19 protein-coding genes and 1 tRNA gene are annotated in these 21,408 nt (G+C 52.6%); 17 read left to right on the forward strand and 3 right to left on the reverse strand.

Features of this window, described 5'->3' with window-relative positions; genetic code table 11:
- Window positions 1-572: 572 nt before the first annotated feature.
- Window positions 573-650, forward strand: a tRNA-Arg gene (locus CLV80_RS17655).
- A 625-nt stretch (window positions 651-1,275) separates the two neighbouring features.
- Here the strand turns inward: CLV80_RS17655 and CLV80_RS17660 are convergent.
- A complete protein-coding gene (locus CLV80_RS17660) occupies window positions 1,276-2,574 on the reverse strand; it encodes an MATE family efflux transporter (RefSeq protein ID WP_165793421.1) in 1,299 nt (432 codons plus the stop codon).
- A 167-nt stretch (window positions 2,575-2,741) separates the two neighbouring features.
- On the reverse strand, window positions 2,742-3,434 hold the full coding sequence (locus CLV80_RS17665; protein WP_106359269.1) for a GntR family transcriptional regulator: 693 nt from the start codon (window positions 3,432-3,434) through the stop codon (window positions 2,742-2,744).
- A gap of 385 nt (window positions 3,435-3,819) precedes the next feature.
- Here CLV80_RS17665 and CLV80_RS17670 point away from each other — a divergent pair, with 385 nt between their 5' ends.
- The 13 genes from CLV80_RS17670 (at window position 3,820) to CLV80_RS17730 (ending at window position 17,210) form a co-directional block, all read left to right on the forward strand.
- Window positions 3,820-4,923 carry an ABC transporter ATP-binding protein gene (locus tag CLV80_RS17670; protein ID WP_106359270.1) on the forward strand — a complete coding sequence of 368 codons (1,104 nt, stop codon included), beginning with the start codon at window positions 3,820-3,822 and terminating at the stop codon, window positions 4,921-4,923.
- Window positions 4,920-5,915, forward strand: coding sequence for an ABC transporter permease (locus CLV80_RS17675; RefSeq protein ID WP_106359271.1), 996 nt, complete (start codon window positions 4,920-4,922; stop codon window positions 5,913-5,915). Before CLV80_RS17670 ends, CLV80_RS17675 begins: the two co-directional genes overlap by 4 nt.
- Window positions 5,916-5,928: 13 nt before the next feature.
- The gene (locus CLV80_RS17680; RefSeq protein WP_106359272.1) at window positions 5,929-6,810 is read left to right on the forward strand and encodes a carbohydrate ABC transporter permease; all 882 of its coding nucleotides are present in this window, start codon (window positions 5,929-5,931) and stop codon (window positions 6,808-6,810) included.
- Between the two features lie 26 nt (window positions 6,811-6,836).
- Window positions 6,837-8,384 (forward strand): type 2 periplasmic-binding domain-containing protein, encoded by a 1,548-nt coding sequence (locus tag CLV80_RS17685; protein WP_243394616.1) that lies wholly within the window; start codon window positions 6,837-6,839, stop codon window positions 8,382-8,384.
- 77 nt (window positions 8,385-8,461) lie between these two features.
- Entirely contained in the window at window positions 8,462-10,819 is a 2,358-nt protein-coding gene (locus CLV80_RS17690) for a DUF4962 domain-containing protein (protein WP_106359273.1), read from the forward strand.
- Window positions 10,816-11,559, forward strand: a complete 744-nt coding sequence (locus tag CLV80_RS17695; RefSeq protein ID WP_106359274.1) for an SDR family NAD(P)-dependent oxidoreductase — start codon at window positions 10,816-10,818, stop codon at window positions 11,557-11,559. The genes CLV80_RS17690 and CLV80_RS17695 overlap by 4 nt, the downstream gene beginning before the upstream one ends.
- 21 nt (window positions 11,560-11,580) lie before the next feature.
- Window positions 11,581-11,892 carry a cupin domain-containing protein gene (locus CLV80_RS17700; RefSeq protein ID WP_106359275.1) on the forward strand — a complete coding sequence of 104 codons (312 nt, stop codon included), beginning with the start codon at window positions 11,581-11,583 and terminating at the stop codon, window positions 11,890-11,892.
- Window positions 11,893-11,909: 17 nt separating this feature from the next.
- On the forward strand, window positions 11,910-12,848 hold the full coding sequence (locus CLV80_RS17705; protein ID WP_106359276.1) for a sugar kinase: 939 nt from the start codon (window positions 11,910-11,912) through the stop codon (window positions 12,846-12,848).
- Window positions 12,841-13,581: a ribonuclease activity regulator RraA gene (locus tag CLV80_RS17710; RefSeq protein ID WP_106359277.1), complete on the forward strand. Its 741-nt coding sequence runs from the start codon at window positions 12,841-12,843 to the stop codon at window positions 13,579-13,581. The genes CLV80_RS17705 and CLV80_RS17710 overlap by 8 nt, the downstream gene beginning before the upstream one ends.
- A 31-nt stretch (window positions 13,582-13,612) precedes the next feature.
- Window positions 13,613-14,131 (forward strand): peroxiredoxin family protein, encoded by a 519-nt coding sequence (locus CLV80_RS17715; RefSeq protein ID WP_106359278.1) that lies wholly within the window; start codon window positions 13,613-13,615, stop codon window positions 14,129-14,131.
- 201 nt (window positions 14,132-14,332) lie between these two features.
- Window positions 14,333-15,316 (forward strand): TRAP transporter substrate-binding protein, encoded by a 984-nt coding sequence (locus CLV80_RS17720; protein WP_106359279.1) that lies wholly within the window; start codon window positions 14,333-14,335, stop codon window positions 15,314-15,316.
- Window positions 15,317-15,400: 84 nt separating this feature from the next.
- Window positions 15,401-15,931 (forward strand): TRAP transporter small permease, encoded by a 531-nt coding sequence (locus CLV80_RS17725; RefSeq protein WP_106359280.1) that lies wholly within the window; start codon window positions 15,401-15,403, stop codon window positions 15,929-15,931.
- A gap of 1 nt (window position 15,932) precedes the next feature.
- Complete coding sequence (locus CLV80_RS17730) at window positions 15,933-17,210, forward strand: TRAP transporter large permease (protein WP_106359281.1); 1,278 nt, start codon at window positions 15,933-15,935, stop codon at window positions 17,208-17,210.
- 139 nt (window positions 17,211-17,349) lie between these two features.
- Here CLV80_RS17730 and CLV80_RS17735 read toward each other — a convergent pair whose 3' ends face one another.
- On the reverse strand, window positions 17,350-18,159 hold the full coding sequence (locus CLV80_RS17735; protein ID WP_243394617.1) for an efflux RND transporter permease subunit: 810 nt from the start codon (window positions 18,157-18,159) through the stop codon (window positions 17,350-17,352).
- Window positions 18,160-18,451: 292 nt separating this feature from the next.
- On the opposite strand from CLV80_RS17735, the gene CLV80_RS17740 reads away from it, so the two are divergent.
- The 3 genes from CLV80_RS17740 (at window position 18,452) to CLV80_RS17750 (ending at window position 21,372) form a co-directional block, all read left to right on the forward strand.
- Window positions 18,452-18,913, forward strand: a complete 462-nt coding sequence (locus CLV80_RS17740) for a hypothetical protein (RefSeq protein WP_106359282.1) — start codon at window positions 18,452-18,454, stop codon at window positions 18,911-18,913.
- A gap of 111 nt (window positions 18,914-19,024) precedes the next feature.
- On the forward strand, window positions 19,025-20,116 hold the full coding sequence (locus CLV80_RS17745) for a LacI family DNA-binding transcriptional regulator (protein WP_106359283.1): 1,092 nt from the start codon (window positions 19,025-19,027) through the stop codon (window positions 20,114-20,116).
- Window positions 20,113-21,372 carry an extracellular solute-binding protein gene (locus CLV80_RS17750; RefSeq protein ID WP_106359284.1) on the forward strand — a complete coding sequence of 420 codons (1,260 nt, stop codon included), beginning with the start codon at window positions 20,113-20,115 and terminating at the stop codon, window positions 21,370-21,372. The genes CLV80_RS17745 and CLV80_RS17750 overlap by 4 nt, the downstream gene beginning before the upstream one ends.
- The last annotated feature ends 36 nt before the right edge of the window (window positions 21,373-21,408 follow it).

Consider the following 21,408-nt stretch of genomic DNA (forward strand, 5'->3'; position numbering starts at 1 on the left):
ACCGCCAACACGCCGCATAATCAAACCAACCAGATGAGCCAGACTCTCTCTTAGTTTAGGCCCGCTTTGGTTCCAAAAAACCTGACGACGGACAGGCGCCCACGGGAGGACTCGAACCTTTATCTTAACCTGATTGAGCTACACTTTAGCGCTCGCCCGCCACCTGGAAACACCATAAACTGATGGCTTGACGCTAACAAGCCATCGGCTCGTTAGCGTAGCGCCCTAATTGCAAGGCACATGCCAATACGAGAGCAGTAGTGGTTTTGCCAAGAACGATCTGGACGCCCCCGATAACATCAGTGGTTTTTTTATGCTGCACCAAGATATCTATTTACTTGTTTGCATGTGCCCGCTGATGATTGTTGCTTTTCTCTGATTTTGTCATCTGCTAAGCAGCGCTGGTGGATATGGCCCCGTAGCTCAATTGGACAGAGCACAAATAGCACCCTAAATGCTACCATGTGCGGGCATCCATTTGAAACGGGACAGTTTTTAGATGGTAGGCATCCCACTTGCTTACCAAGTTGACAACGTTGGGGGATTTATCCAATACCCTCAGCACAAGGTGCGGGCCGTTAGCTCAGCTGGATTAGAGCAGGGAACTTCTAATTCTCAGGTCGGGGGTTCGAGTCCTCCACGGCTCGCCAATTTCTCGAAAAAGTGACGTTCGACATCTAAAGTCCGTTTTTGCGACAAAAAACGGTTTTTGGTGCAGATATTTGGCTCGCTATGGATTTAGTGCATATAGTTCAGAGGCTTATTTTGATTTCTGCGCTTCTCTAGCTCTCACATCCCTCAAGCCTTCGCACAGTGTCCAGGATGTTGGATCGCGCGGAGGCGATGCTCTCTAGGCCAGTCCTTCAATGACGGCCCTAACCGGACCTTGGCGTTGAAGCTCGACGCTGCGCGGCAGCATCCCCAAAGCGGACATTGGCGGTTACGTGTAGCATTTTGCATCGATGGACGGCCGAAATGCGGGACGAAGCTCCCATCTACCTACAACCGACCAATGTCCGCTTTGGGAGTAAAGTTCCAAAAGTGATGGTTTTTTGGAACGACATTCGGATATGGCTAATTTGTCCTAGTACGGGTTTATCTACCATGGCAGTTTTGTAGGCAAATAGCTTTTGAAAGGTTTATGCAAGTTTGAATTGGACAGTTTACTACTAAAACCCTATCGACGGTTAATCGTAGTCTCGCGGGCCGTGGTTGTAGGGTGCGGAAAAAAACGATGCTAGGCGTGGCGTATTCATTATACGGCCTTGGCCTATTTCATTCCGATACTATGGCCCTCTTCCATTCTCCGCGATAAATGCGCCGGTGGAACGCTGGAAATTTGATGCATTCTTCGAATAGCAGGATCGACAGAACCCAGATGACCGACAGGTCAAAGTACAACACCGCCAGCGCCGTTGCAGGGACACGGAACAGCCACTGTGACCAGACAAAAATATGCATCACATAGACTGTGTCGCCGCTTGCACGAAGTGTGTTTCCGCAAATGGCATTGGAGCCTTTGGGGAAGGGCAAAATGAGCAAGATCGGTAGGAAGCTCAGCAGAAATGACCGCGTTTGCGTGTTCAAATCTGAATACAGGTAACTGGCTGATAAGCAGACTATGAGAAAAATCGCAGCGACAAATGCTGCTGCGATAAAGGCTCCGCGCCATGCGCTGCTAAGGAAGCGATCTAGCACTTGCTCTTGTTCATTCTGTCCCAACAGCTGCGCCACTATAATGCCAGTTGCTTGCGCCCATTGCATCCCGATTGTTCCTGCAACCATGATCCAAGGCGCGATGAGCGTCATGGCGGCGAATGCGTTCAGGCTCAGCTTTGCATATATTAGCGTGCAGATATGGGTCGCGAAGGTCGCGCTAAAGAAGGTCACGGCAATGGGTAACGCAAAGATCAAATGCCGCTTCAGTGTCTGCGCGAAATTTGTCTGACGCCAGCCGTGTATTTTGCGAAGGTAGCTGTCATGCCGTGACAGTTGGTAAATCAGAAAGCTAACTTGGACTGTCGCTGCGATGGCGCTTCCTATCGCCGCTCCGGTTACACCTAGGGCTGGTAACCCCCAGTAACCATGGATGAACGCAATGCTTGCCACGATGTTGATCGGCAGTGAGAGGCAAAAGCTATACAGCGAAATTTTGGTTCGTCCGCAGCCGTTGAAAAAGCTCGACAAGCATTGGCCGATGGCTTCGGCCAGGATGACGATTGCGAACACAGCAAGGTAATCTTTGGCAAGGGTCGCGACTTCGCCAGTTGGTGCCATTATGCCAACGACCGTGCCGCCAAATATCGAAATGATGGCGAGCCCGATGCAGCCCACAACCACACTGATCGTCATACCCGAAGCAAGGACCGACTTGATAAAGACTGGGTCGCGGGTACCATATGCCTGTGCTGTACGAATTTGCATGGCGTTGGAAAACGCGAGTATCGCGCCCAGCACGAAACCAGCGATGGCGGCAGCAAGGCCCATCGCTGCAAGTGATATTTCACCCAATGCCGCGACAAGATATGCATCTATCACGACGGTGCCGTGAAGCATGATTGCTTTTAGCGTCATCGGCCACGCTAACGCGAATATATCACGTGATTTAGGGCCCGAGGTGGTCGATACAGTAGGTCTAGATTTCGTCCACGACATCGATGTTTTCGACCTGTGACTGCTAAACTGCGAGTATTTTTGCAGATATATTAGGTTTATGTCGTGCTGCTGTTTTCTGTTCTGTCTCAGTCATAGGCGTGCTCAAAATAGCTCGCCTTGGTTGCAGATATTCCCTCAATTGTTTCGTCCAATCGCGACAGGTGCAGCATTCCAATTTCGACGGCCCTGTCAGGATCATGTTTTTTGACGGCCTCAGCAATTGCCTTATGATCAGCCACCAGTTCGGGCATGCGGTCTTCCTTAGCAAGGCCAAGCATACAAAGGCGATCGACCTTGGACTTTTCGCTCATGATGACATCAAAGGCAAAGTCGGCCTGCGCAATTGTGCAAAGGGTTTTGTGAAATTCGTAATCAAGTGCACCAAAGCTATCAAAGTCCCTATCTCTGATGGCTTTTTCTTGCTGAGCTAGCGCCATATCGAGTTGTGCAGCACCTTGCGCATCGCAGTATTTAGCTGCTCTTTGCAGGACTTTGCTTTCGACAGCAGCTCGCACAAAGCGTGATTTTTCAATCTCTCGCATCGAGAAGCGCCTTACTTCCGTTGCGCGCTGAGGGCGGATCAGCAGAAGGTCAAGATTGGCGAGACGGCTAAACGCGTCACGCACGGGCTGGCGTGAAACGCCAAACTGGGCCGCGATATCGGCTTCCGAGATTTTGTCACCGGGCCGCAGGTTTAACGACAAGATCTCCTCGTGAAGATAGTCAAAAATGTCATCGACGTTGGTTCGTCGGTCGCCGCGTTGGGTTGCTTGCCCCATCACATTGTCTCCATCTTGTGTTCACGCGCTGCGTCACAAGGAACTTGCTGCGCAACTGTCATTCTTTAGGTCATTGCTCGCTTAAAGCAGCAAATCTTTGCACGCATCTCGATCATAGCCGGCCGCAAAATGGAAGGGGGCGGGCACTTTGAATCTCTTACTGTAACTGCAAGCCGCGTATTCCATGTCGCGACGCGCCAGACCGAGCTATCGAGGTGCGCATGTGTTCCTTACTTTTTCTACCATATCGCCGGTTTCGTTAAGGTGTATACCATTTCAGACTAGTATACCAGAACATTTACTAGTATACCAGTTTGAGGCGGAGACGAATCAACCGCAGGGTTCAAGTGCATCACGAGGAGGTGGTGCATGTAGGGGAGGGACCATGTCCGGAGTTAGCCTTAAAGGTATCGTAAAGTCCTATGGTGCGCTGCAAGTGGTGCACGGGATCGATCTAGAAGTGCAGGAGCAAGAGTTCGTTGTTCTTGTCGGCCCTTCGGGTTGCGGTAAGTCGACAACGCTAAGGATGATCGCGGGCCTTGAAGAGATCACAGGTGGTGACCTAGCGATTGACGGCCGGCACGTGAACCGTGTTGCCCCCAAAGATCGAGATGTGGCAATGGTTTTCCAAAACTACGCGCTTTATCCACATCTTAACGTCGCTGAAAACATCGCTTTTGGCTTACGCATTCGCAAGGAAAGCAAAGAACATATCGCGTCATCGGTGGACGAGGTTGGCAATATTCTTGGCCTTACCCCTTATCTCGAACGCCGTCCAGCAGACCTGTCTGGTGGTCAGCGTCAAAGGGTGGCGATGGGCCGTGCCATCGTGCGGCGTCCCAAAGTTTTCCTGTTTGATGAGCCGCTGTCGAACCTGGACGCCAAGCTTCGCACTCAGATGCGTGCTGAAATAAAGCGCCTGCATAAGCGTCTTGGCGCGACATCAATTTACGTGACCCACGATCAGGTCGAAGCAATGACGCTGGCCGATCGTATTGTTGTTATGCACGACGGACGGATTGAACAGATCGGCACGCCGATGGAACTGTTCTTGAACCCCGCAAATACTTTTGTTGCCGGATTTTTAGGTTCGCCACCGATGAATATGGTCAAGGCTACCATCTCAACCGGAGATCAGGGCCCTGTTGCGACATTTAGCGGAGGCTCTTTGCAGCTCTCTCAAATCTCGGCACTACAGAATGCGGTCGGCCAAGAGGTGATCCTTGGCATTCGGCCAGAGTTCGTGACCGTCGCGGATAACACCACAGAAAATTGCGTTCCCGTCGAGGTCGATTTAATCGAAACGCTGGGATCAGAGGCTCTCATCCATGCGACCTTACAAGATGACCCATTCGTCATTCGTACCGAAACTGTCGGTCAGATGGCTATCTTAGACGGCATTTCCGGGTTCACGATTGCGCCGGATTTGATCCGTGTCTTCGACGCTGAAACCGGCCAAGCATTGCCCGGTCAGGTGCTCAAGCAATGAGTAACGATCCCAACTTCTCTGGTCCGACTACCGAAGAGCTGGTTTTTGACGCCAGCGAGGCCAAGCGGCACCGCAAAGCAAGCCGTATCGTGCGGGTGGGAGACCACCTAAAACGGGAATGGCAGCTTTATGTGATGCTATTGCCAACCATTATTTGGCTGCTCGTCTTTCTGTACAAGCCCATGTACGGGCTTCAAATTGCGTTCAAGGATTACTCGATTTTCCGCGGTGTCGCAGGCAGCCCTTGGGTTGGGTTCGAACACTTCGAGACCCTGTTCAATAACGATCAATTCCTACGGGCATTGAAGAACACGATCATAATCAGCTTTTATGGGCTGCTCTTTGGCTTTCCGATGCCAATTCTCTTGGCGTTGATGTTCAACGAAGTCCTGAACCAGACCTTCAAAAAGACGGCGCAGACGATTGTCTATCTGCCGCACTTTATCTCTTCTGTGATCATTGCTGGTATTGTCATGACGGCATTTTCGCCCTCGGCGGGGATCGTCAATACGTTCCTCGGCTGGTTTGGCATTGATTCAATTTACTTCCTGACAAAGCCGGAATGGTTCCGTCCGATCTTTATCGGCACCGGAATTTGGCAAGAAGCAGGTTTTCAATCGATCGTTTATCTTGCGGCCATCGCTGGGGTTTCACCCACGCTGTATGAAAGCGCTGTCGTTGATGGTGCCTCGCGCTGGCAGATGATGTGGAAAATAACGATCCCTTCTATCATGCCAACGATCATCATTATGTTGATCATCCGCATTGGTAACATCCTCGAAGTTTCGTTTGAGATGATCATCCTTCTTTACCAGCCCGCGACGTATGAAACGGCTGATGTTGTGAACACGTATATCTACCGGCAGGGCCTGCAGGGCGGGCAATACGATTTCGCCGCCGCAGCGGGACTGTTCAATGCCTTCGTCGCCTTCGTTCTTGTGATGACCGCGAACACCATCTCCAAACGCTATTCGCGCACGTCACTTTGGTAGGGAGATCGAAGCAATGGCAAATATGAATCTCTACTCTCGCGGCGATAAGCTTTTTGTAATCGTCAACATGGTGCTAATCGCGCTGTTCACGATCTCAACGTTGTATCCGTTCATCTACATCGCGTCATTGTCGATGAGCACCGGGTTCGAAGCACGTGCTGGTAACGTCATCCTGACACCCGTTGGCTTTACTCTCGAAGCCTATAAGCAAGTGCTGAGCGAACCGCAGTTTTGGATTAGCTACAAGAACACATTTATCTACACCATCGGTGGGACACTGATGAGCCTCGCGTTCATTATTCCTGGTGCTTATGCGCTGTCACGTCCGCAGCTTTATGGGCGACGGTTCTGGAACCTAATGGTGGCTTTCACCATGTGGTTCAACGCAGGCCTTATTCCGTTCTTTCTGAACATGCGTGATCTGGGCCTATTAGACAGCTATTTCGGTATCATCATCGGGTTTGCCGTTAACGGCTTCAACATCATCCTATTGCGCAACTTCTTTGAAGGTATTCCGCAGTCCTTTGAAGAGGCAGCGCGGATGGACGGCGCCAACGAATTTCAGGTCCTTTGGAAAGTCTATGCGCCACTATCGAAACCCGCCATCGCAACGGTCGCGTTGTTTTGTATCGTATCGCGCTGGAACGGGTTCTTTTGGGCGATGGTTCTGTTGCAGGACGAAGACAAAATCCCGCTTCAAGTGTACCTGCGCCACGTCATCGTTGAATTAACCGATGATGAAGCCTTTGCCGCGACGCTGATCAACGCACCCTATTCTGTCGAAACTGTCAGCGCAGCAATCATCGTCTGCTCAATCATTCCAATCCTGCTTATCTACCCCTTCCTCCAGAAATATTTCAGCAAGGGCATCTTGCTGGGCGGAGTGAAGGAATGACCACGTTCGCATTCAGGGAGGAAATCATGCGAAATCTATCACTGTCTATCGCCATGTTGGCGACAACGGCTATCACGACACCGGCCTTTGCCGAAGGTCACCTCATGATCGTTGATAAACCGCTGGAACTGTCGATCCATATGCATTGGCCTCGTGCGCAGGGTTACAACGAAGATTACGCAGTCGAGCAAAAGGCGCGTGAACTGACTGGTGTTTCTCTGACCGAGGCGACGGTTGGCCGGAACACTAAAGATTCTGCAGAGGCTATGAACCTGCTTATCGCATCTGGAGATATGCCGGACATTGTTGGCGGTCACCTGATCAAGCAACCGGTTAACGAATATGGTCCTCAAGGCGCGTTTGTACCCTTGAACGATTTGGTTGCTGAACATGCACCAAATATTCAGGCGTTCTGGGATTCACATCCGGGCCTGCAAGAGGCGATCTCGGCTTATGATGGTAACTACTATTACATCCCATATCTGCCAGATGGAAAATACGGTCGGGCCTATTTCATCCGCCAAGATTGGTTGGACACACTGGGGCTCGAACAGCCGCAGACCGTCGATGAACTGCATGATGTTCTGGTTGCTTTCCGCGACCAAGATCCAAACGGTAACGGCCTCAAAGATGAAGTTCCTTCGTTCTTCCGTAACTGGGAAGAAGTCATTCGGCTCGTGACATTCTGGGATGCGCGTTCGTCGGGGTCAGACACGTACCATGATTTCTATGTCAACGATGACGGTCGTGTTGTGCACCCTTACGCACAGGAAGCTTACCGTGATGGGTTGGCTAACGTCGCAAAGTGGTACGAAGAGGGGTTGATCGACCCAGAGGTATTTACCCGTGGTTCATCCGCTCGCGAATATTTGCTAAGCGAAAACCTAGGTGGATTCACCCATGACTGGTTCGCTTCAACATCTGGCTACAATGCCGCGCTGGCGGATAAGGTTGAAGGCTTTAACTTTGCGCCGTTCTTGCCGCCTGAATCCGTGTCGGGCGTCCGTATGGAAGAACACCGCCGTACGCCGATCAAACCTGACGGATGGGCAATCAGCCATACCAACGAAAACCTTGTTGAGACGATCAAATATTTCGATTTTTGGTTCACCGAAGAGGGGCGTCTGTTGTCCAACTTTGGTGTCGAAGGTGAAACATGGGATATGGTCGATGGCCAACCTGTCTATAAAGACGCTGTCCTCAACAGCGGTGAACCTGTGAACGCGCAGATGTATGCGGTCGGTGCGCAGATTCAGCGCGGTTACTGGCAAGACTACCGTTATGAATGGCAGTGGACTGCAGACGCGGCGCGTAAAGGTATTGAACTATACGACCAACACGACCTTTTGGTTGATCAGTTCCTAGGCGTTGCTTTCACTGAAGATGAACAAGAAATCTATGATCGCTATTGGCCGTCGCTGCGCACCTACATGTTGGAACGTCAGCAGGCATGGGTTCTTGGTTCTGGCGACATTCAGCAAGATTGGGATGCCTACGTCGAGACGCTCAATGACATGGGCTATGAACAGGTCATTGAAGTCATAAATTCGGCCTACGCCCGCCAATACGGCTGATCCTCCAGCAGCCGACGAGTGTGGCTGGGAAGGCCTGGCCGCACTCACTTTTTCTTCACGAAAATCAAGGAAATCAGATGCCCGCTCAAACACTTCTTCCTCTAGACGAACCCAAGGCGGGCCGCCTGACAATTCAGTACGCGCCAGATCGCGACACACATGTCGTTGAAAATCCGCCGCGGTTTACTTGGCTGCCTGTGATCGAAGATGAAGCGCAGTATGTGCTGCGCGTATCGGCTGACGCGGCGTTTTCGGATCAGGCCACTCAGACGTTTTCAGGTATCCCGCTGAATTTCTTTACACCCGACGTCGTTTTGAAGCCGGGTGAATATCATTGGTCGTACGCAGTCTGCGATCCAAAGACGGGCAGGCCAACGACGGAGTGGAGCACAACACGTACGTTCTCTATCACCGAGGGCCTACCGGAAACGCCGCTCTCATCGCGAAAGGTACGGTTTGCTAAGCTGACCCGCAGCCACCCGCGCTTGTGGATGACATCGGATAGTCTGAATGCATTTCGCAAAGATATTTCCGCTGATCCTGACCATTGTACTTGGGCTACGTTCTTTGAAAAATCGGTCTTACCGTGGATGGATCAAGAGATCATGCCGCAACCGGCTGGTTACCCAGACCACAAGCGTGTCGCTTCGGTCTGGCGGCAAACCTATATCGACTGTCAAGAACTGCTGTACGCAATCCGTCATCTAGCGATCGGTGGTCAGGTTACGAATGACGATGCGATGCTGACACGTGCCAAAGAATGGCTATTGTCAGCGGCGGCTTGGGATCCTGCTGGCACGACATCACGCAGCTATACTGACGAATGGGCATTTCGCGTGAACCTTGCGCTCGCTTGGGGTTATGACTGGCTCTATGATCAGATGAATGAGGCAGAACGCGACCTTGTGCGCACATCGCTTTTGGCGCGGACGCGCGAAACAGCGGATCACGTGATCAAGCACGCGAATATTCATCTGTTTCCATTTGATAGCCACGCGGTGCGCGCCGTTTCGGCTGTCATTATTCCTGCGGCTATCGCGCTTCTTGATGATGAACCAGAGGCCGAAGGTTGGTTGAACTACGCCATCGAATTTCTTTCCACGGTCTACACACCATGGGGTGATAGCGACGGCGGTTGGGCCGAAGGGCCGCATTATTGGATGACCGGAATGGCCTATCTTATCGATGCAGCGAACCTTCTTAAGGGGTATGCGGGCATTGATCTGTATAAACGCCCATTCTTTCAAAAAACGGGCGATATGCCGCTTTATACCAAAGCACCGGATACCCGCCGCGCAACATTTGGCGATGATAGCACTATGGGCGATCTGCCTGCGGTTAAGATCGGTTACAATCTACGCCAGTTTGCCGGCGTGACCGGCGATGGTGCGTATCAATGGTATTACGACGAAATCAAGCGCATCAACCCAGGAACCGAAAAAGCATTCTATAACTGGGGATGGTGGGACTTTAATTTTGACGAATTGGTCTATCGCACTGACTTTCCAATTGTCGAAGCAACCATCCCTGAAGATGGCATGCGCTGGTTCAAGGGGATCGGTTGGGTTGCCGTTCAGCACGCGATGGACAAGCCAGATGAGCATATTCAGTTTGTTATGAAATCTTCGCCGTTTGGGTCAATCAGCCACAGCCACGGTGATCAGAACGCGTTCTGCCTGTCTGCGTTTGGCGAAGACTTGGCGATCCAGTCGGGGCATTACGTCGCCTTTAATTCGACCATGCACCAAAACTGGCGCCGTCAAACCGTTTCAAAGAATGCGATCTTGATCGATGGTAAAGGGCAGTACGCTGGCCGTGACAAAGCGGTCGCGATGCAGTCAACCGGTCGCATTGAAATCGCCGAAGATCGTGGCGACCACATATACATTCACGGTGATGCGACGGCGGCCTATCAGACCCTATCGCCCGAGGTTACATCGGTTCAGCGCGAAGTCTATTTCGTGAATGGTGAATACTTTGTCATCGTGGACAGTATTGATGCTGATACACCCGTTAGCATCGATTGGCAGCTTCATGCGAACGCACCACTTGCGCTGGGCGATAGCACGTTCCGCTATAGCGGTGACCGCGCAGGATTTTACGGCAAGGTCTTGTGGTCAGAGTCCGGTGCACCAACCCTATCGCAATATACCGGTTTTCCTGATGTAGACCCATCCGAGATCGAAGGTCTGCCAATCAGCACCTGCCTTAAGATGACTTTTCCAAAGTCGGTTCGCCACCGTATCGCAACATTGCTGGTTCCATACCCGCAATCCGCACCGCGCCGCGTGTTTAGCTTTCTCGATGATCAAGGATACGACTGTGATCTCTATTTCACAGATGCCGACGACCGCAGCTTTAAGGTCGTCGTTCCTAAAACATTCGATGTCGGCAATCAGCCGACCGTCTCAGTACAAACAAAGGAAAAAACATGAAACTTCAAGGTAAAGCAGCGATCGTAACAGGTGGTGGCCGGGATATCGGATTGGCTGTCGCGCTTAAGCTCGCGTCAGAAGGTGCAAGCGTTGCGATTAACTATTTTTCAAGCAGTGAAGGCGCTGACAAAGCAGTTGAAACAATCACTGCCCAAGGCGGGCGCGCGTTCGCCATGCAAGGTGACCTAACCAAGCAAGAAGATGTTGATGCGCTTGTCGCAAAAACAGTTGCTGACTTTGGCGGCGTTGATGTCTTGGTCAACAACGCTGGTGGTCTGATCGCGAGAAAAACCATCGCTGATATGCCTATCGATCACTGGAATGCAGTGATGGACTTGAACCTGACCAGCACGTTCATGATCACCAAGGCGTGCCTTGCACATATGGAATCCGGTGCGATTGTGAATCTTGCAAGCCAAGCTGGGCGTGACGGCGGTGGGCCGGGTGCTGTTGCCTATGCCACAGCAAAAGGTGCTGTCATGACAATGACGCGCGGGCTGGCCAAAGAGCTGGGGCCGAATATTCGCGTAAACGCGTTGTGCCCTGGCATGATCGATACCGATTTCCACAACGTCCACACACCTGATGCAGGGCGCCGTGGGTTCGAAGCCGCAGCGCCGCTCAAGCGCCAAGGTCACACGGATGATGCTGCGAACCTTGTTCTATTCCTCGCATGTAACGACTCTGCCTTCATCACAGGTGCAAACATCGACCTAAACGGCGGCATGTTGTTTTCCTAACGACACGACAAGGAACTAAAAATGTCTGACTATCCGATTGTTCCAACCGGAGAACACGTCACGCGCCAAGTGTTGTCTGACCATCCTGACTTGATGGTCGTTGCCTTCCGTTTTGAAGCGGAGGGCAGCATCGGCGCTTTGCACGATCACCCACATGTGCAGTCTACTTATGTCGAAAGCGGTCGGTTCCGATTTACGCTCGGTGATCAAGAGCGTGAAGTCAGCGCAGGCGATAGCTTTGTCATCCCATCGGGGCAAACGCACGGATGTGTTTGCCTTGAACCGGGCAAGTTGGTTGATTGCTTTACGCCGCGCCGCGACGATTTTTTATAGACTGTAGGATACAAATTATGCGCGTCCTCGCGATTGGCGAATGCATGGCCGAACTCGCCCCGGCGGCCGAGCCTGATGATTATCATCTCGGTTTTGCAGGTGATACTTTTAACACCGCTTGGTACCTTGCCCGGTTACGGCCTGATATGGATGTGTCGTTTTTTACTGCCGTTGGGACTGATCCGCTGTCGTATCAAATGCGTGAGGCATTCGCGACAAGTGGTATCGACAGCAGCTACGTATTGTCCGTGCCAGACAGCACGGTTGGTCTGTATATGATTTCACTCGAGAACGGAGAACGCAGTTTTTCCTATTGGCGCGGGCAATCAGCCGCGCGGCAATTGGCAACCAACCCGCAATTGCTCGCCCGTGCCATGACCGAAGTAGATCTGATCTATTTCTCGGGGATTACGTTGGCTATTTTAGATGTGACTTCACGTGAAATCCTTTTGGATGCGCTGCGAGTTGCCCGTGCCAGCGGGAAAGTAATTGCCTTTGATCCGAACCTACGGCCTCGTTTGTGGTCAGGCACTTCCGAAATGACCGCGACGATCATGCAAGGCGCTACTGTGAGTGACATTGCCTTGCCATCCTATGAGGATGAGGCCGAATGGTTTGGCGATGACGACCCGATCGCCACCGTTGATCGGTACGCCTCGGCCGGGGCGACCACCATCGTTGTCAAGAATGGTGCGGATGCTGTGCATTTTCGCCACGGTGATATGTCCGGGGTAATGCCAGTGCCGCCATTGAACCACGTCATTGATACAACAGCGGCGGGTGACAGTTTTAACGCCGGCATTTTGGCTGGGATCGCTGAAAACGCACCCTTGAATGATAGCATCACGCTGGCTTGCCGTTTGGCGGGGGCAGTAGTGCAAGGAAAAGGTGCGCTTGTTCCTATCGATCCCACTTTGTTTGATGCGGTGTCTGTCAAAGGAAATGAGAATGCCTAATCCACAGTCAGAAAACGCAATTTCGCTCGACTCTGAAACGCTTTCGCGTTTGTCACAGGCAAGTACGGCAACAGTCGCCACGCTTTTGTTTAAGCGAGGATATCATAACGCGTATGTCCAAGGTGTCTCTGCACTCGCGCCGGGAAAGCAGACACTTGTTGGGCCAGCCTATACCTTGCGCTATCTTCCTGCGCGGCCCGACACTGATCCGCTTGATGCGTTCCGTGAACCGGACCATCCACAACGCGTTGCTGTCGAAGAATGCCCTGAAGGGGCTGTATTAGTAATGGACTGCAGGCAAGATGCATCGGCCGCGTCGGCAGGATCGATTTTGTTGACCCGATTACAGATACGCGGTGCGGCTGGGGTTGTAAGCGACGGAGGTATCCGGGATGCGGCCGGGGCATCGGCGCTACAGATGCCTGTGTTTGCGGCCAAGCCTTCCGCGCCCACTAATTTGACGAAACACCATGCCGTAGACATCGGCCTTCCGATCGCATGCGGTGGTGTTGCGGTTTATCCGGGCGATATTGTTTTGGGCGATGATGATGGTGTGATGATTATCCCGCGTCACCTTGCAAACGAAATCGCCGAAGAAAGCGTTGCTATGGAACTGTTTGAGGCTTTTGTTCTCGAAGAAGTTAATCGCGGCGTTTCAATCCGCGGCCTATATCCACCAACAGATCCTGACACGCTTGTCCGTTTCCACGAATGGCAACGGCAAAACGCATAGCATTCAAATTCAATTACCGGAGAAGTTAACAATGCCTACACCCAAACCCATTGCCGGAAGTACACTGAAGCCGATGTCGTTTCCCCGTCTCGGTGGCGGAGAGGTCACAGTCGGCGGTAGCAAAGACAACTGGACTTTGTTTATTGTGTATCGCGGCAAGCATTGTCCGCGCTGTAAAAAGTACCTCAACATACTGAATGATATGCGTGCTGAATGGGCTGCTGCGGGCTTTGATATTGCCGTCGTATCTGCGGATACAGTGGAAAAAGCCGCAGCTGACCAACAGGAGTTTGGGTGGGATTTCGCGCTAGGTTACGGGCTAACAGAACCTCAGATGGCAGAGTTGGGTTTGTTCGTTACCGAGCCTCTTTCGCCAACAGAAACGGATCGCCGTTTCGCAGAACCAGGTACATTCGTGATTCGTCCCGATGGCAGTATTTTGTTGATTTCAATTTCGAACGGCCCCTCCGCGCGCCCTGAGCTAAGCGAATTGCTGGACGGTATGATCTTCACAAAGCAAAATGACCGCCCGCCACGTGGCACTGTTTGACAGTTCAACGCCTGCAACCATGTTTAAGCCGCTATTTTTCGGCTTAAACTTAAGAAAACGACACCAAATACTGCTTGCCGCAAAGGGTTTGTTTGACACGTTAACTTAGCGAGTATACTAGTATACCTGTTGGCGTGTTGGGAGAGAACCCAACGGTTCTAGGGAAGCACGCAAGCAAACAATTGGATCTGGGAGGATTACATGACATTGGCTTTTACAATTCGCGGCGCCCTAATTGGTAGCTGTCTGGCGTTCGCCGCCACCTCGGTTGCGGCAGAACAACTTCGTGGTTGGAATATCCACGTAGAGGATTATCCGGTTTCCATTGCGATGGAATCCTTCGCAGCAGAGGTTGCCGAACGCACCAATGGCGAACTGACCGCAAAGACATTCCACAACGGTGTCTTAGGCAGTCAGCCTGACGCTATCGAACAAATCCGCCTAGGAGTGATCGACTTTGGTGAATTCAGCCTTGGGCCTATGGGAACATCAATTCCTGAAACAAACGTTGTATCGCTGCCATTCATTTTTCCAAGCATCCCGGCGATGTATGAAATGATGGACGGCGAAGTTGGCGAAGCTATCGGCGCGGGTATGATTGAGCGTGGTATCGTTCCGTTGGGTTGGTACGATGCGGGTGCGCGGTCATTCTATAACTCTGTACGTCCGATCAACACTCCAGCAGACGTTGAAGGTCTCAAGGTTCGCGTAATGAGCAATGATTTGTTTGTTTCGATGGTTGAATCGATGGATGGTAACGCGACACCCATGGCGTTCGCCGAAGTGTATCAGTCAATCCAGACTGGCGTTGTCGATGGTGCGGAAAATAACCCACCCTCATACGAATCCACCAGCCACTATGAGGTTGCCCCTTTCTACTCATTGACGGAGCACTTGATCATTCCAGAGTGCCTATGCATGTCGAAAGCAACCTGGGACAAGCTGACAGCTGAACAGCAGGAGATCTTGTTAGATGCAGGTCACAACAGCGCACTTCTTCAGCGTGAACTATGGCAGGCACGTGAAGCCGCAAGCATGGAAATCGTAAAGGCGGGCGGCACAGTCGTGAACACAATCGCAGACAAAGGCCCATTCCAAGACGCAATGGCACCTGTTTACGAAAAGTTCCTGGCAGATAATCCAGACCTTGCTGATTTGGTCAACATGATCCGCGACGCAAGCTAAAACACTTGCGAAACGCCAAGCGGCCTGTGTCAATGTAAGGCATGGGCCGTATTTCTGTCAGGCTAAAATTCAAGTGAGACGAGAATGAGCGGTTCTAAATCTCTAATAGCGCGCTGTGAAACTGTACTGGATGTGATCCAGAGGATCAGCATTTTTACGGCATCCGTGGCGTTGGTGGTACTTGTTATCACTTTTGGTTGGTTGGTTTTTGGCCGATATGTTCTGAACGTTACACCGACCTGGGTCGAACAGCTTGCGCTATTACTGATATGCTACATTGCCTTTCTTGGCGCGGCGGCGGGCGTCCGAGAGGGAACACATCTTGGAGTCACCATATTTCGTGACCTGATGCCTATTGTTGTACAGAAAGTTGTAATTATCAGCATCGACTTTGTTCTTGCGGCATTTGGTATTGTGATGTGTATAGCGGGCATCACGCTTATGAAATTTGGGTGGGACTCGTTCCTACCGATGCTCAACATTCCGGAAAGCTTTCGAACGCTTGCCATTACATTGTGTGGCGCGTTGATCGTTTTGAACGCCGGTATCCGCGGCCTCATTCGGATTGCGACGTTCTCCGAATGGAAACCTAACCCATATTTGCAGGAGTCCTAAGATGGGTCTCGCTATTTTGATGCTCGTGTTCGGTGTGGGAGTGGTGCTGGGCGTGCCGGTTGCGTTTGCGATGGGTATCGCAGCAGCTTCTGCCTTTTGGTATGAAGGCTTTCCGATGCTCATCACATTCCAGCGCGCAACCGCTGGGGTGTCGGTATTCTCGCTTTTGGCAATTCCATTTTTCGTTTTAGCTGGCGAATTGATGTTGCGCGGCGGGATCGCTGAGCGTCTGGTAAAGCTAGCGTCAGCGTTGGTTGGTCACTTTAAAGGTGGTCTAGCGATGGTGAACATCTTTTCCAGCATGTTATTTGGCGGTATTTCGGGTTCCGCTGTTGCCGATATTTCTGCACTCGGATCGATCCTTGTCCCTGTCATGAAAAAGCGCGGCTACCGTCCTGACTTTGCGGTGAATGTGACAGTCACCTCATCGATTGCGGGTATCGTTATCCCACCTAGCCACAACATGATCATCTTTGCCGTTGCCGCTGGCGGCGGGTTGTCAGTATCGAAACTGTTTCTCGCAGGTGTCATTCCCGGCATGTTGATGTGCGCGAGCCTTGCTGTTGCGGCTTACGTTCTTTCTGTCAAACACAACTACCCTGCTGAACCGTTTCCAGGATGGCGCGAAGTTGGTCGCAGTGCTGGTGACGCGGTTCCAGGGTTCTTAACGGCGGTGATTATCGTCGGGGGTACCTTATCAGGCGTCTTTACGGTGACTGAATCGGGCGCCTTCGGCGCGATATATGCGCTGCTTTTGACAACCTTTTTCTATCGTAGCCTTAGCTGGAAATCATTCGTCCTATCGATAACAGGAACGGTGCGCACGACTGCGATGGTCATGATCCTGATAGCTTTCGCAAGTTCGTTTGCCTATTTGTTAGCCCTTTACCAAGTGCCCGAAAGGTTGAGCAACGCACTTGTGACGATCTCGGATAACCCGATCATTATCTTGTTAATGATCAATGTCATTCTATTGCTCTTGGGCATGATCATGGACATGGCGGCATTGATCCTGATCTGCACACCTATCTTCCTGCCGATTGCAAAAGGGCTTGGGATGGATCCAACCCAATTCGGTATCATGATGCTGATGAACTTAGGTTTGGGGCTATGCACACCGCCGGTTGGAACTTGCTTGTTCGTCGGGTGTGCTGTGGGGAAAATCAGAATTGAAGACGCACTTAAGTCAATTTGGCCGTTCTATCTGGCCATCTTGGGGGCGTTGATCTTAGTGACCTATGTGCCCGCTGTTTCACTCTGGCTACCGTCATTGTTTTAGATTGGTCATGCCGTTAAGATGTATCTTCGCCGTTAACGGACTTGCCGCCACTGGAACGCCCTACGTCGAAACCCGCGCAGATAGGTAGGTGCAGTGCCTTAGTTCGCAGTTGAAGTGGGCGCAAACCTGCCGTTCAAACCTATTCTGCAGCTGTCAGAAGTGCCCGCTCTTTGTGCAAACGGCGCGCTGATGTACCCGGCTCTGCACCCCATACGGTGATCCAGCGGTAGAATACTGGCGTCAGGAACAGGGTAAATACGGTGGCAAAGCCAAGCCCTCCGACGATGACCCAACCGACTGCAACGCGCGCTTCGGCACCGGCACCCGATGACAAAACAAGGGGCAACCCGCCAAAGACGGTGGACACCATCGTCATCATCACGGGGCGGATGCGCAGCCGCAGGGCGTCGCGAATGGCGCTGTCAATGTCCTGCCCCGCCTCACGCAGTTGGTTGGCAAATTCGACGATCAGAATGCCGTTCTTTGCCATCACCCCGATCAACAGGACCAGCCCGATCTGGCTGTAATAGTTCAGCGAACCGCCGGTGATCGAAATCGCTAGTAGTGCGGCCGCAAGGCCGAAGGGCACAGTCAGCATGATAACGACCGCGCTTGCGATGCTTTCGAATTGAGCGGCCAGAACGAGGAACACCACGATAGCGGCCACGCCGAACACCATATACATGCCTGACTGGCTATCGCCCAACGACGCTGCCTCGCCCGTGTAAACGATCCCCATGCCATCGGGTAGGGTTTGTGCGGCGAGTTCGTCTACGCGGGCCATGGCAGTGCCAAGATCAACACCGTCCGGAAGGTTAGCCTGAACCGAAACAGCTAAAGTGCCGCCCTGACGTTCGATAGAGGATTGGCTGACGACCGGGGTCAGTGTCGCCGTCGAGGAGAGGGGAACAAATTCGCCGCTTGGCAGTCGCAGTTGGATGTCCGACATCAAAAAGCCAGAAAAACCTATAGCGTACGAAAAAGAAACCAGAAGCGTACGAAGATGCGGTGGCTTTACGTATTTTATGATTATATTACAGTATCTTAAGGCGCTATCGAGATCTCAGCCGGGTGGAATCACCCCCCGTAGATCAGTGCATTTCACGGTGTTGACAGGCCCCCGATTCTAAGTTCACTAAATGTTCTAAAGGTTCCGGAACCTTTCATTTAACGCCTCTCAGCCCGTTTGGGCCGCGAGAGCAATGCGCAACGCATGAGTTGTGCGATGAAAGGAATCCGTTTTGCCCAGCACCACCACCATCCCGTTCAGTCAGATCAAATTCGACGACGATCTCCCAACAATGCAGGCTGTCGAGGAACGTCTCACCAAAACACTGCGAACAATCCGTACGGACCTAGAGCAGCGCGCCGAGGCTGAGGCTTCCGACCGGATTGATCATTCGCCCAGCTTCGAAGACCAGATCCGCGACACGGATCGGGCAAAGATCAAACGCCGTGCCACGCTCTATCTGGTGCGCGCTCACACCGCCACGGGCACCTATCACTTGGCCGATAAGGACAAGGTGAAGCTGGCACCGCTGCGGGATGGTTTGCCGGTGGCCCGCGTCCAAACCGAACATGAGGCAGACGAGATCGCTGCCGCCCTGCATGCAGAAATCGGCACCAACCTGGGCATGGTTCTCGACCACAGAGAATTTGTTCGGTCAGTGCTACAGCTCAAAAGCGGAAAGCTCGGGCTCTGAAAGAGTGCAGCTACGGTGATTGACACACAATGACATCGGTGTCATGACATCGGTGTCATTGTGCTTGGGCGATTCTAGATCACCCGACGCTGTTGTCTGGGAGGGCTGACCTTGGCTACAATTTACGATGTTGCACGCGTTGCTGGCGTTTCGCCAAAAACCGTTAGCCGTGTGTTGAACGGCGATGCGCCGGTCAAGAAACCAACAAAAGATGCAGTCAACAAGGCAATTGCTGAATTGGGTTATGTGCCGTCGACCGCCGCGCGGGCGATGCGGTCCAACAAATCCGGTTTGGTGGGGCTAATCACGGGGGCGATTTCACTCTCCCCGAACCGGTCCGAAAATGCCGGTCTGCCCGATCTATATATTGTTCAGGGTATCCAGCGTGCGATGGAGGCCAGCGGCAAGACCCTGTTGATTGCCGACACCGGCGGGCGCATGGATCGGGTGCCGCAACTGGTCCGCACGTTTGAAGAACACCGCGTCGAAGGTCTTATCTATGCAGCGGACCACCATCGGCAGGTGTCTTTGCCGACCGTTTCCGCATCGACCAAGATGGTTCTGGCCAATTGTTTTGACGACAAGGGTACGCCGGCGGTTCTCCCTAACGATTATCAAGGGCAGCTGCATTTGGTGAACAGCCTGATCGCAAAAGGGCACCGTCGCATCGCCTATATCTCGCTCAGCACACAGCTCGTCGCCACAGGCCTGCGGGTGAAGGGGTACAAGGATGCCTTGGCTGCGGCGGATATCGCATTTGATCCGTCTCTTTTGGAGCCTGCCGAAGTCACTATCGCGGACGATGACGCGGGCGTGCAGCTTCTTTGGGATGCGATTGACCGCGTTCTTAGTTTGCCTGAACCGCCGACCGTCATCTGTTTCGGTAACGATCGCATGGCGATGCGCGCCTACGGAATTTTGCGCAGCCGTGGTGTGTCTTTGCCCGCTGACCTGTCCGTCGCGGGCTATGACGGCCACCGCCTGATCACCGATACGCTTTACCCGACATTGCTGTCAGCTGAACTGCCTTACGGCGCGATTGGTATTCGCGCCACGGAACTGCTGCTTGGCATGATCAAGGGCACCGCAGACGCACCCACACAGCCAATTTTGGTTGGTGGCCCCGTAAACCCCGGAAATTCCGTGAAGGAATTGCCGACACCCATCACAAGACTTTCGTCAATAGGGAGGACGACTAAATGAAACTAGGAATGACCTTTGGGGCAGCGCTTGTCGCATCCGTCAGCTGGGCCAGCGTTGCTGCGGCCCAGACAGAGCTAAGCCTGTGGTATCACGGTGCTGGCAACGAAGCCGAATCCGGCGCGTTGAACATGATTATTGACGACTTCAACGCAAGTCAGGATGAATACAAAGTTGTCGTCGAAAGCTTCCCGCAGGAATCTTACAACGACTCTGTTGTTGCAGCGGCCCTTGCTGGCAACCTGCCGGACATTTTGGACGTTGACGGTCCTGTGATGCCAAACTGGGCGTGGGCCGGGTATCTTCAGCCGCTCAACATTGACGAAGCCGCCATTGCGGAATTTCTTGATGGGCCGAAGGGCTATTGGGATGGTCAGCTTTATTCCATCGGTTTCTGGGATGCGGCCGTTGCTCTGATGTCGCGCCAGTCCACCCTGGACGCACTTGGGCTGCGCACACCGGATGTTGACAACCCATGGACCGGCGAAGAATTCATGGCCGCACTGGACGCTGCCAAAGCATCCGGTGACTTTGAATATGCCTTTGATCTTGGGATGCCTTGGACTGGTGAATGGTATCCATATGCGTTTAGCCCGTTCCTGCAGTCATTTGGTGGCGATATTGTTGATCGCACTACATACGCAACCGCAGAAGGCGCATTGAACGGCGAAGAAGCGGTCGCATTTGGTAACTGGTGGCAGTCTCTGTTCGCAGACGGCTACGCACCCGGCACATCGCAAGATCCGGCTGATCGTGACACCGGTTTCGTTGACGGCAAATACGCTTTCTCATGGAACGGTAACTGGGCTGCTTTGGCCGCGCTTGAAGTGCATGATGACGTTGTTTTCCTACCAGCACCTGACTTTGGCAACGGCCCGAAAATCGGCGCAGCGTCATGGCAGTTTGGCGTGTCCGGTACGTCTGAAAATGCAGACGGTGCTGCGGCATTCATCGAATTTGCGTTGCAAGACAAATATCTCGCGAATTTCTCGAACGTCACAGGCTTGATCCCAGCCACGTCAACCGCTGCTGCGATGACAGACAATTACGCCGAAGGCGGCGCGTTGGAAGTGTTCTTTGGTCTATCCGCAGGTCAAGCCACGCTGCGCCCTGTCACACCGGGCTACGTTGTGTCCGCGAAAGTGTTTGAAAAGGCACTGGCAGACATCGCGAACGGTGCTGACGTGGCGGATACGCTTGATGCGGCTGTTGATGAAATCAACGCCGACATCGAACGCAACGGCGGCTACGGCCACTAAATCTGATGTGCGGGGCGGCATGGATCGCCCCGCATC

The sequence above is a fragment of the Yoonia maritima genome (genome assembly GCF_003003285.1).
Lineage (GTDB): Bacteria > Pseudomonadota > Alphaproteobacteria > Rhodobacterales > Rhodobacteraceae > Yoonia > Yoonia maritima.

Coding starts and splice junctions, on each gene's coding strand:
- CLV80_RS17715 (WP_106359278.1), top strand. CDS start 13,613: ATGCCTACACCCAAACCCATTGCCGGAAGTACACTGAAGCCGATGTCG.
- CLV80_RS17660 (WP_165793421.1), bottom strand. CDS start 2,574: ATGACGCTAAAAGCAATCATGCTTCACGGCACCGTCGTGATAGATGCA.
- CLV80_RS17675 (WP_106359271.1), top strand. CDS start 4,920: ATGAGTAACGATCCCAACTTCTCTGGTCCGACTACCGAAGAGCTGGTT.
- CLV80_RS17730 (WP_106359281.1), top strand. CDS start 15,933: ATGGGTCTCGCTATTTTGATGCTCGTGTTCGGTGTGGGAGTGGTGCTG.
- CLV80_RS17695 (WP_106359274.1), top strand. CDS start 10,816: ATGAAACTTCAAGGTAAAGCAGCGATCGTAACAGGTGGTGGCCGGGAT.
- CLV80_RS17750 (WP_106359284.1), top strand. CDS start 20,113: ATGAAACTAGGAATGACCTTTGGGGCAGCGCTTGTCGCATCCGTCAGC.
- CLV80_RS17665 (WP_106359269.1), bottom strand. CDS start 3,434: ATGGGGCAAGCAACCCAACGCGGCGACCGACGAACCAACGTCGATGAC.
- CLV80_RS17720 (WP_106359279.1), top strand. CDS start 14,333: ATGACATTGGCTTTTACAATTCGCGGCGCCCTAATTGGTAGCTGTCTG.
- CLV80_RS17705 (WP_106359276.1), top strand. CDS start 11,910: ATGCGCGTCCTCGCGATTGGCGAATGCATGGCCGAACTCGCCCCGGCG.
- CLV80_RS17710 (WP_106359277.1), top strand. CDS start 12,841: ATGCCTAATCCACAGTCAGAAAACGCAATTTCGCTCGACTCTGAAACG.
- CLV80_RS17735 (WP_243394617.1), bottom strand. CDS start 18,159: ATGTCGGACATCCAACTGCGACTGCCAAGCGGCGAATTTGTTCCCCTC.
- CLV80_RS17725 (WP_106359280.1), top strand. CDS start 15,401: ATGAGCGGTTCTAAATCTCTAATAGCGCGCTGTGAAACTGTACTGGAT.
- CLV80_RS17670 (WP_106359270.1), top strand. CDS start 3,820: ATGTCCGGAGTTAGCCTTAAAGGTATCGTAAAGTCCTATGGTGCGCTG.
- CLV80_RS17690 (WP_106359273.1), top strand. CDS start 8,462: ATGCCCGCTCAAACACTTCTTCCTCTAGACGAACCCAAGGCGGGCCGC.
- CLV80_RS17685 (WP_243394616.1), top strand. CDS start 6,837: ATGCGAAATCTATCACTGTCTATCGCCATGTTGGCGACAACGGCTATC.
- CLV80_RS17680 (WP_106359272.1), top strand. CDS start 5,929: ATGGCAAATATGAATCTCTACTCTCGCGGCGATAAGCTTTTTGTAATC.
- CLV80_RS17700 (WP_106359275.1), top strand. CDS start 11,581: ATGTCTGACTATCCGATTGTTCCAACCGGAGAACACGTCACGCGCCAA.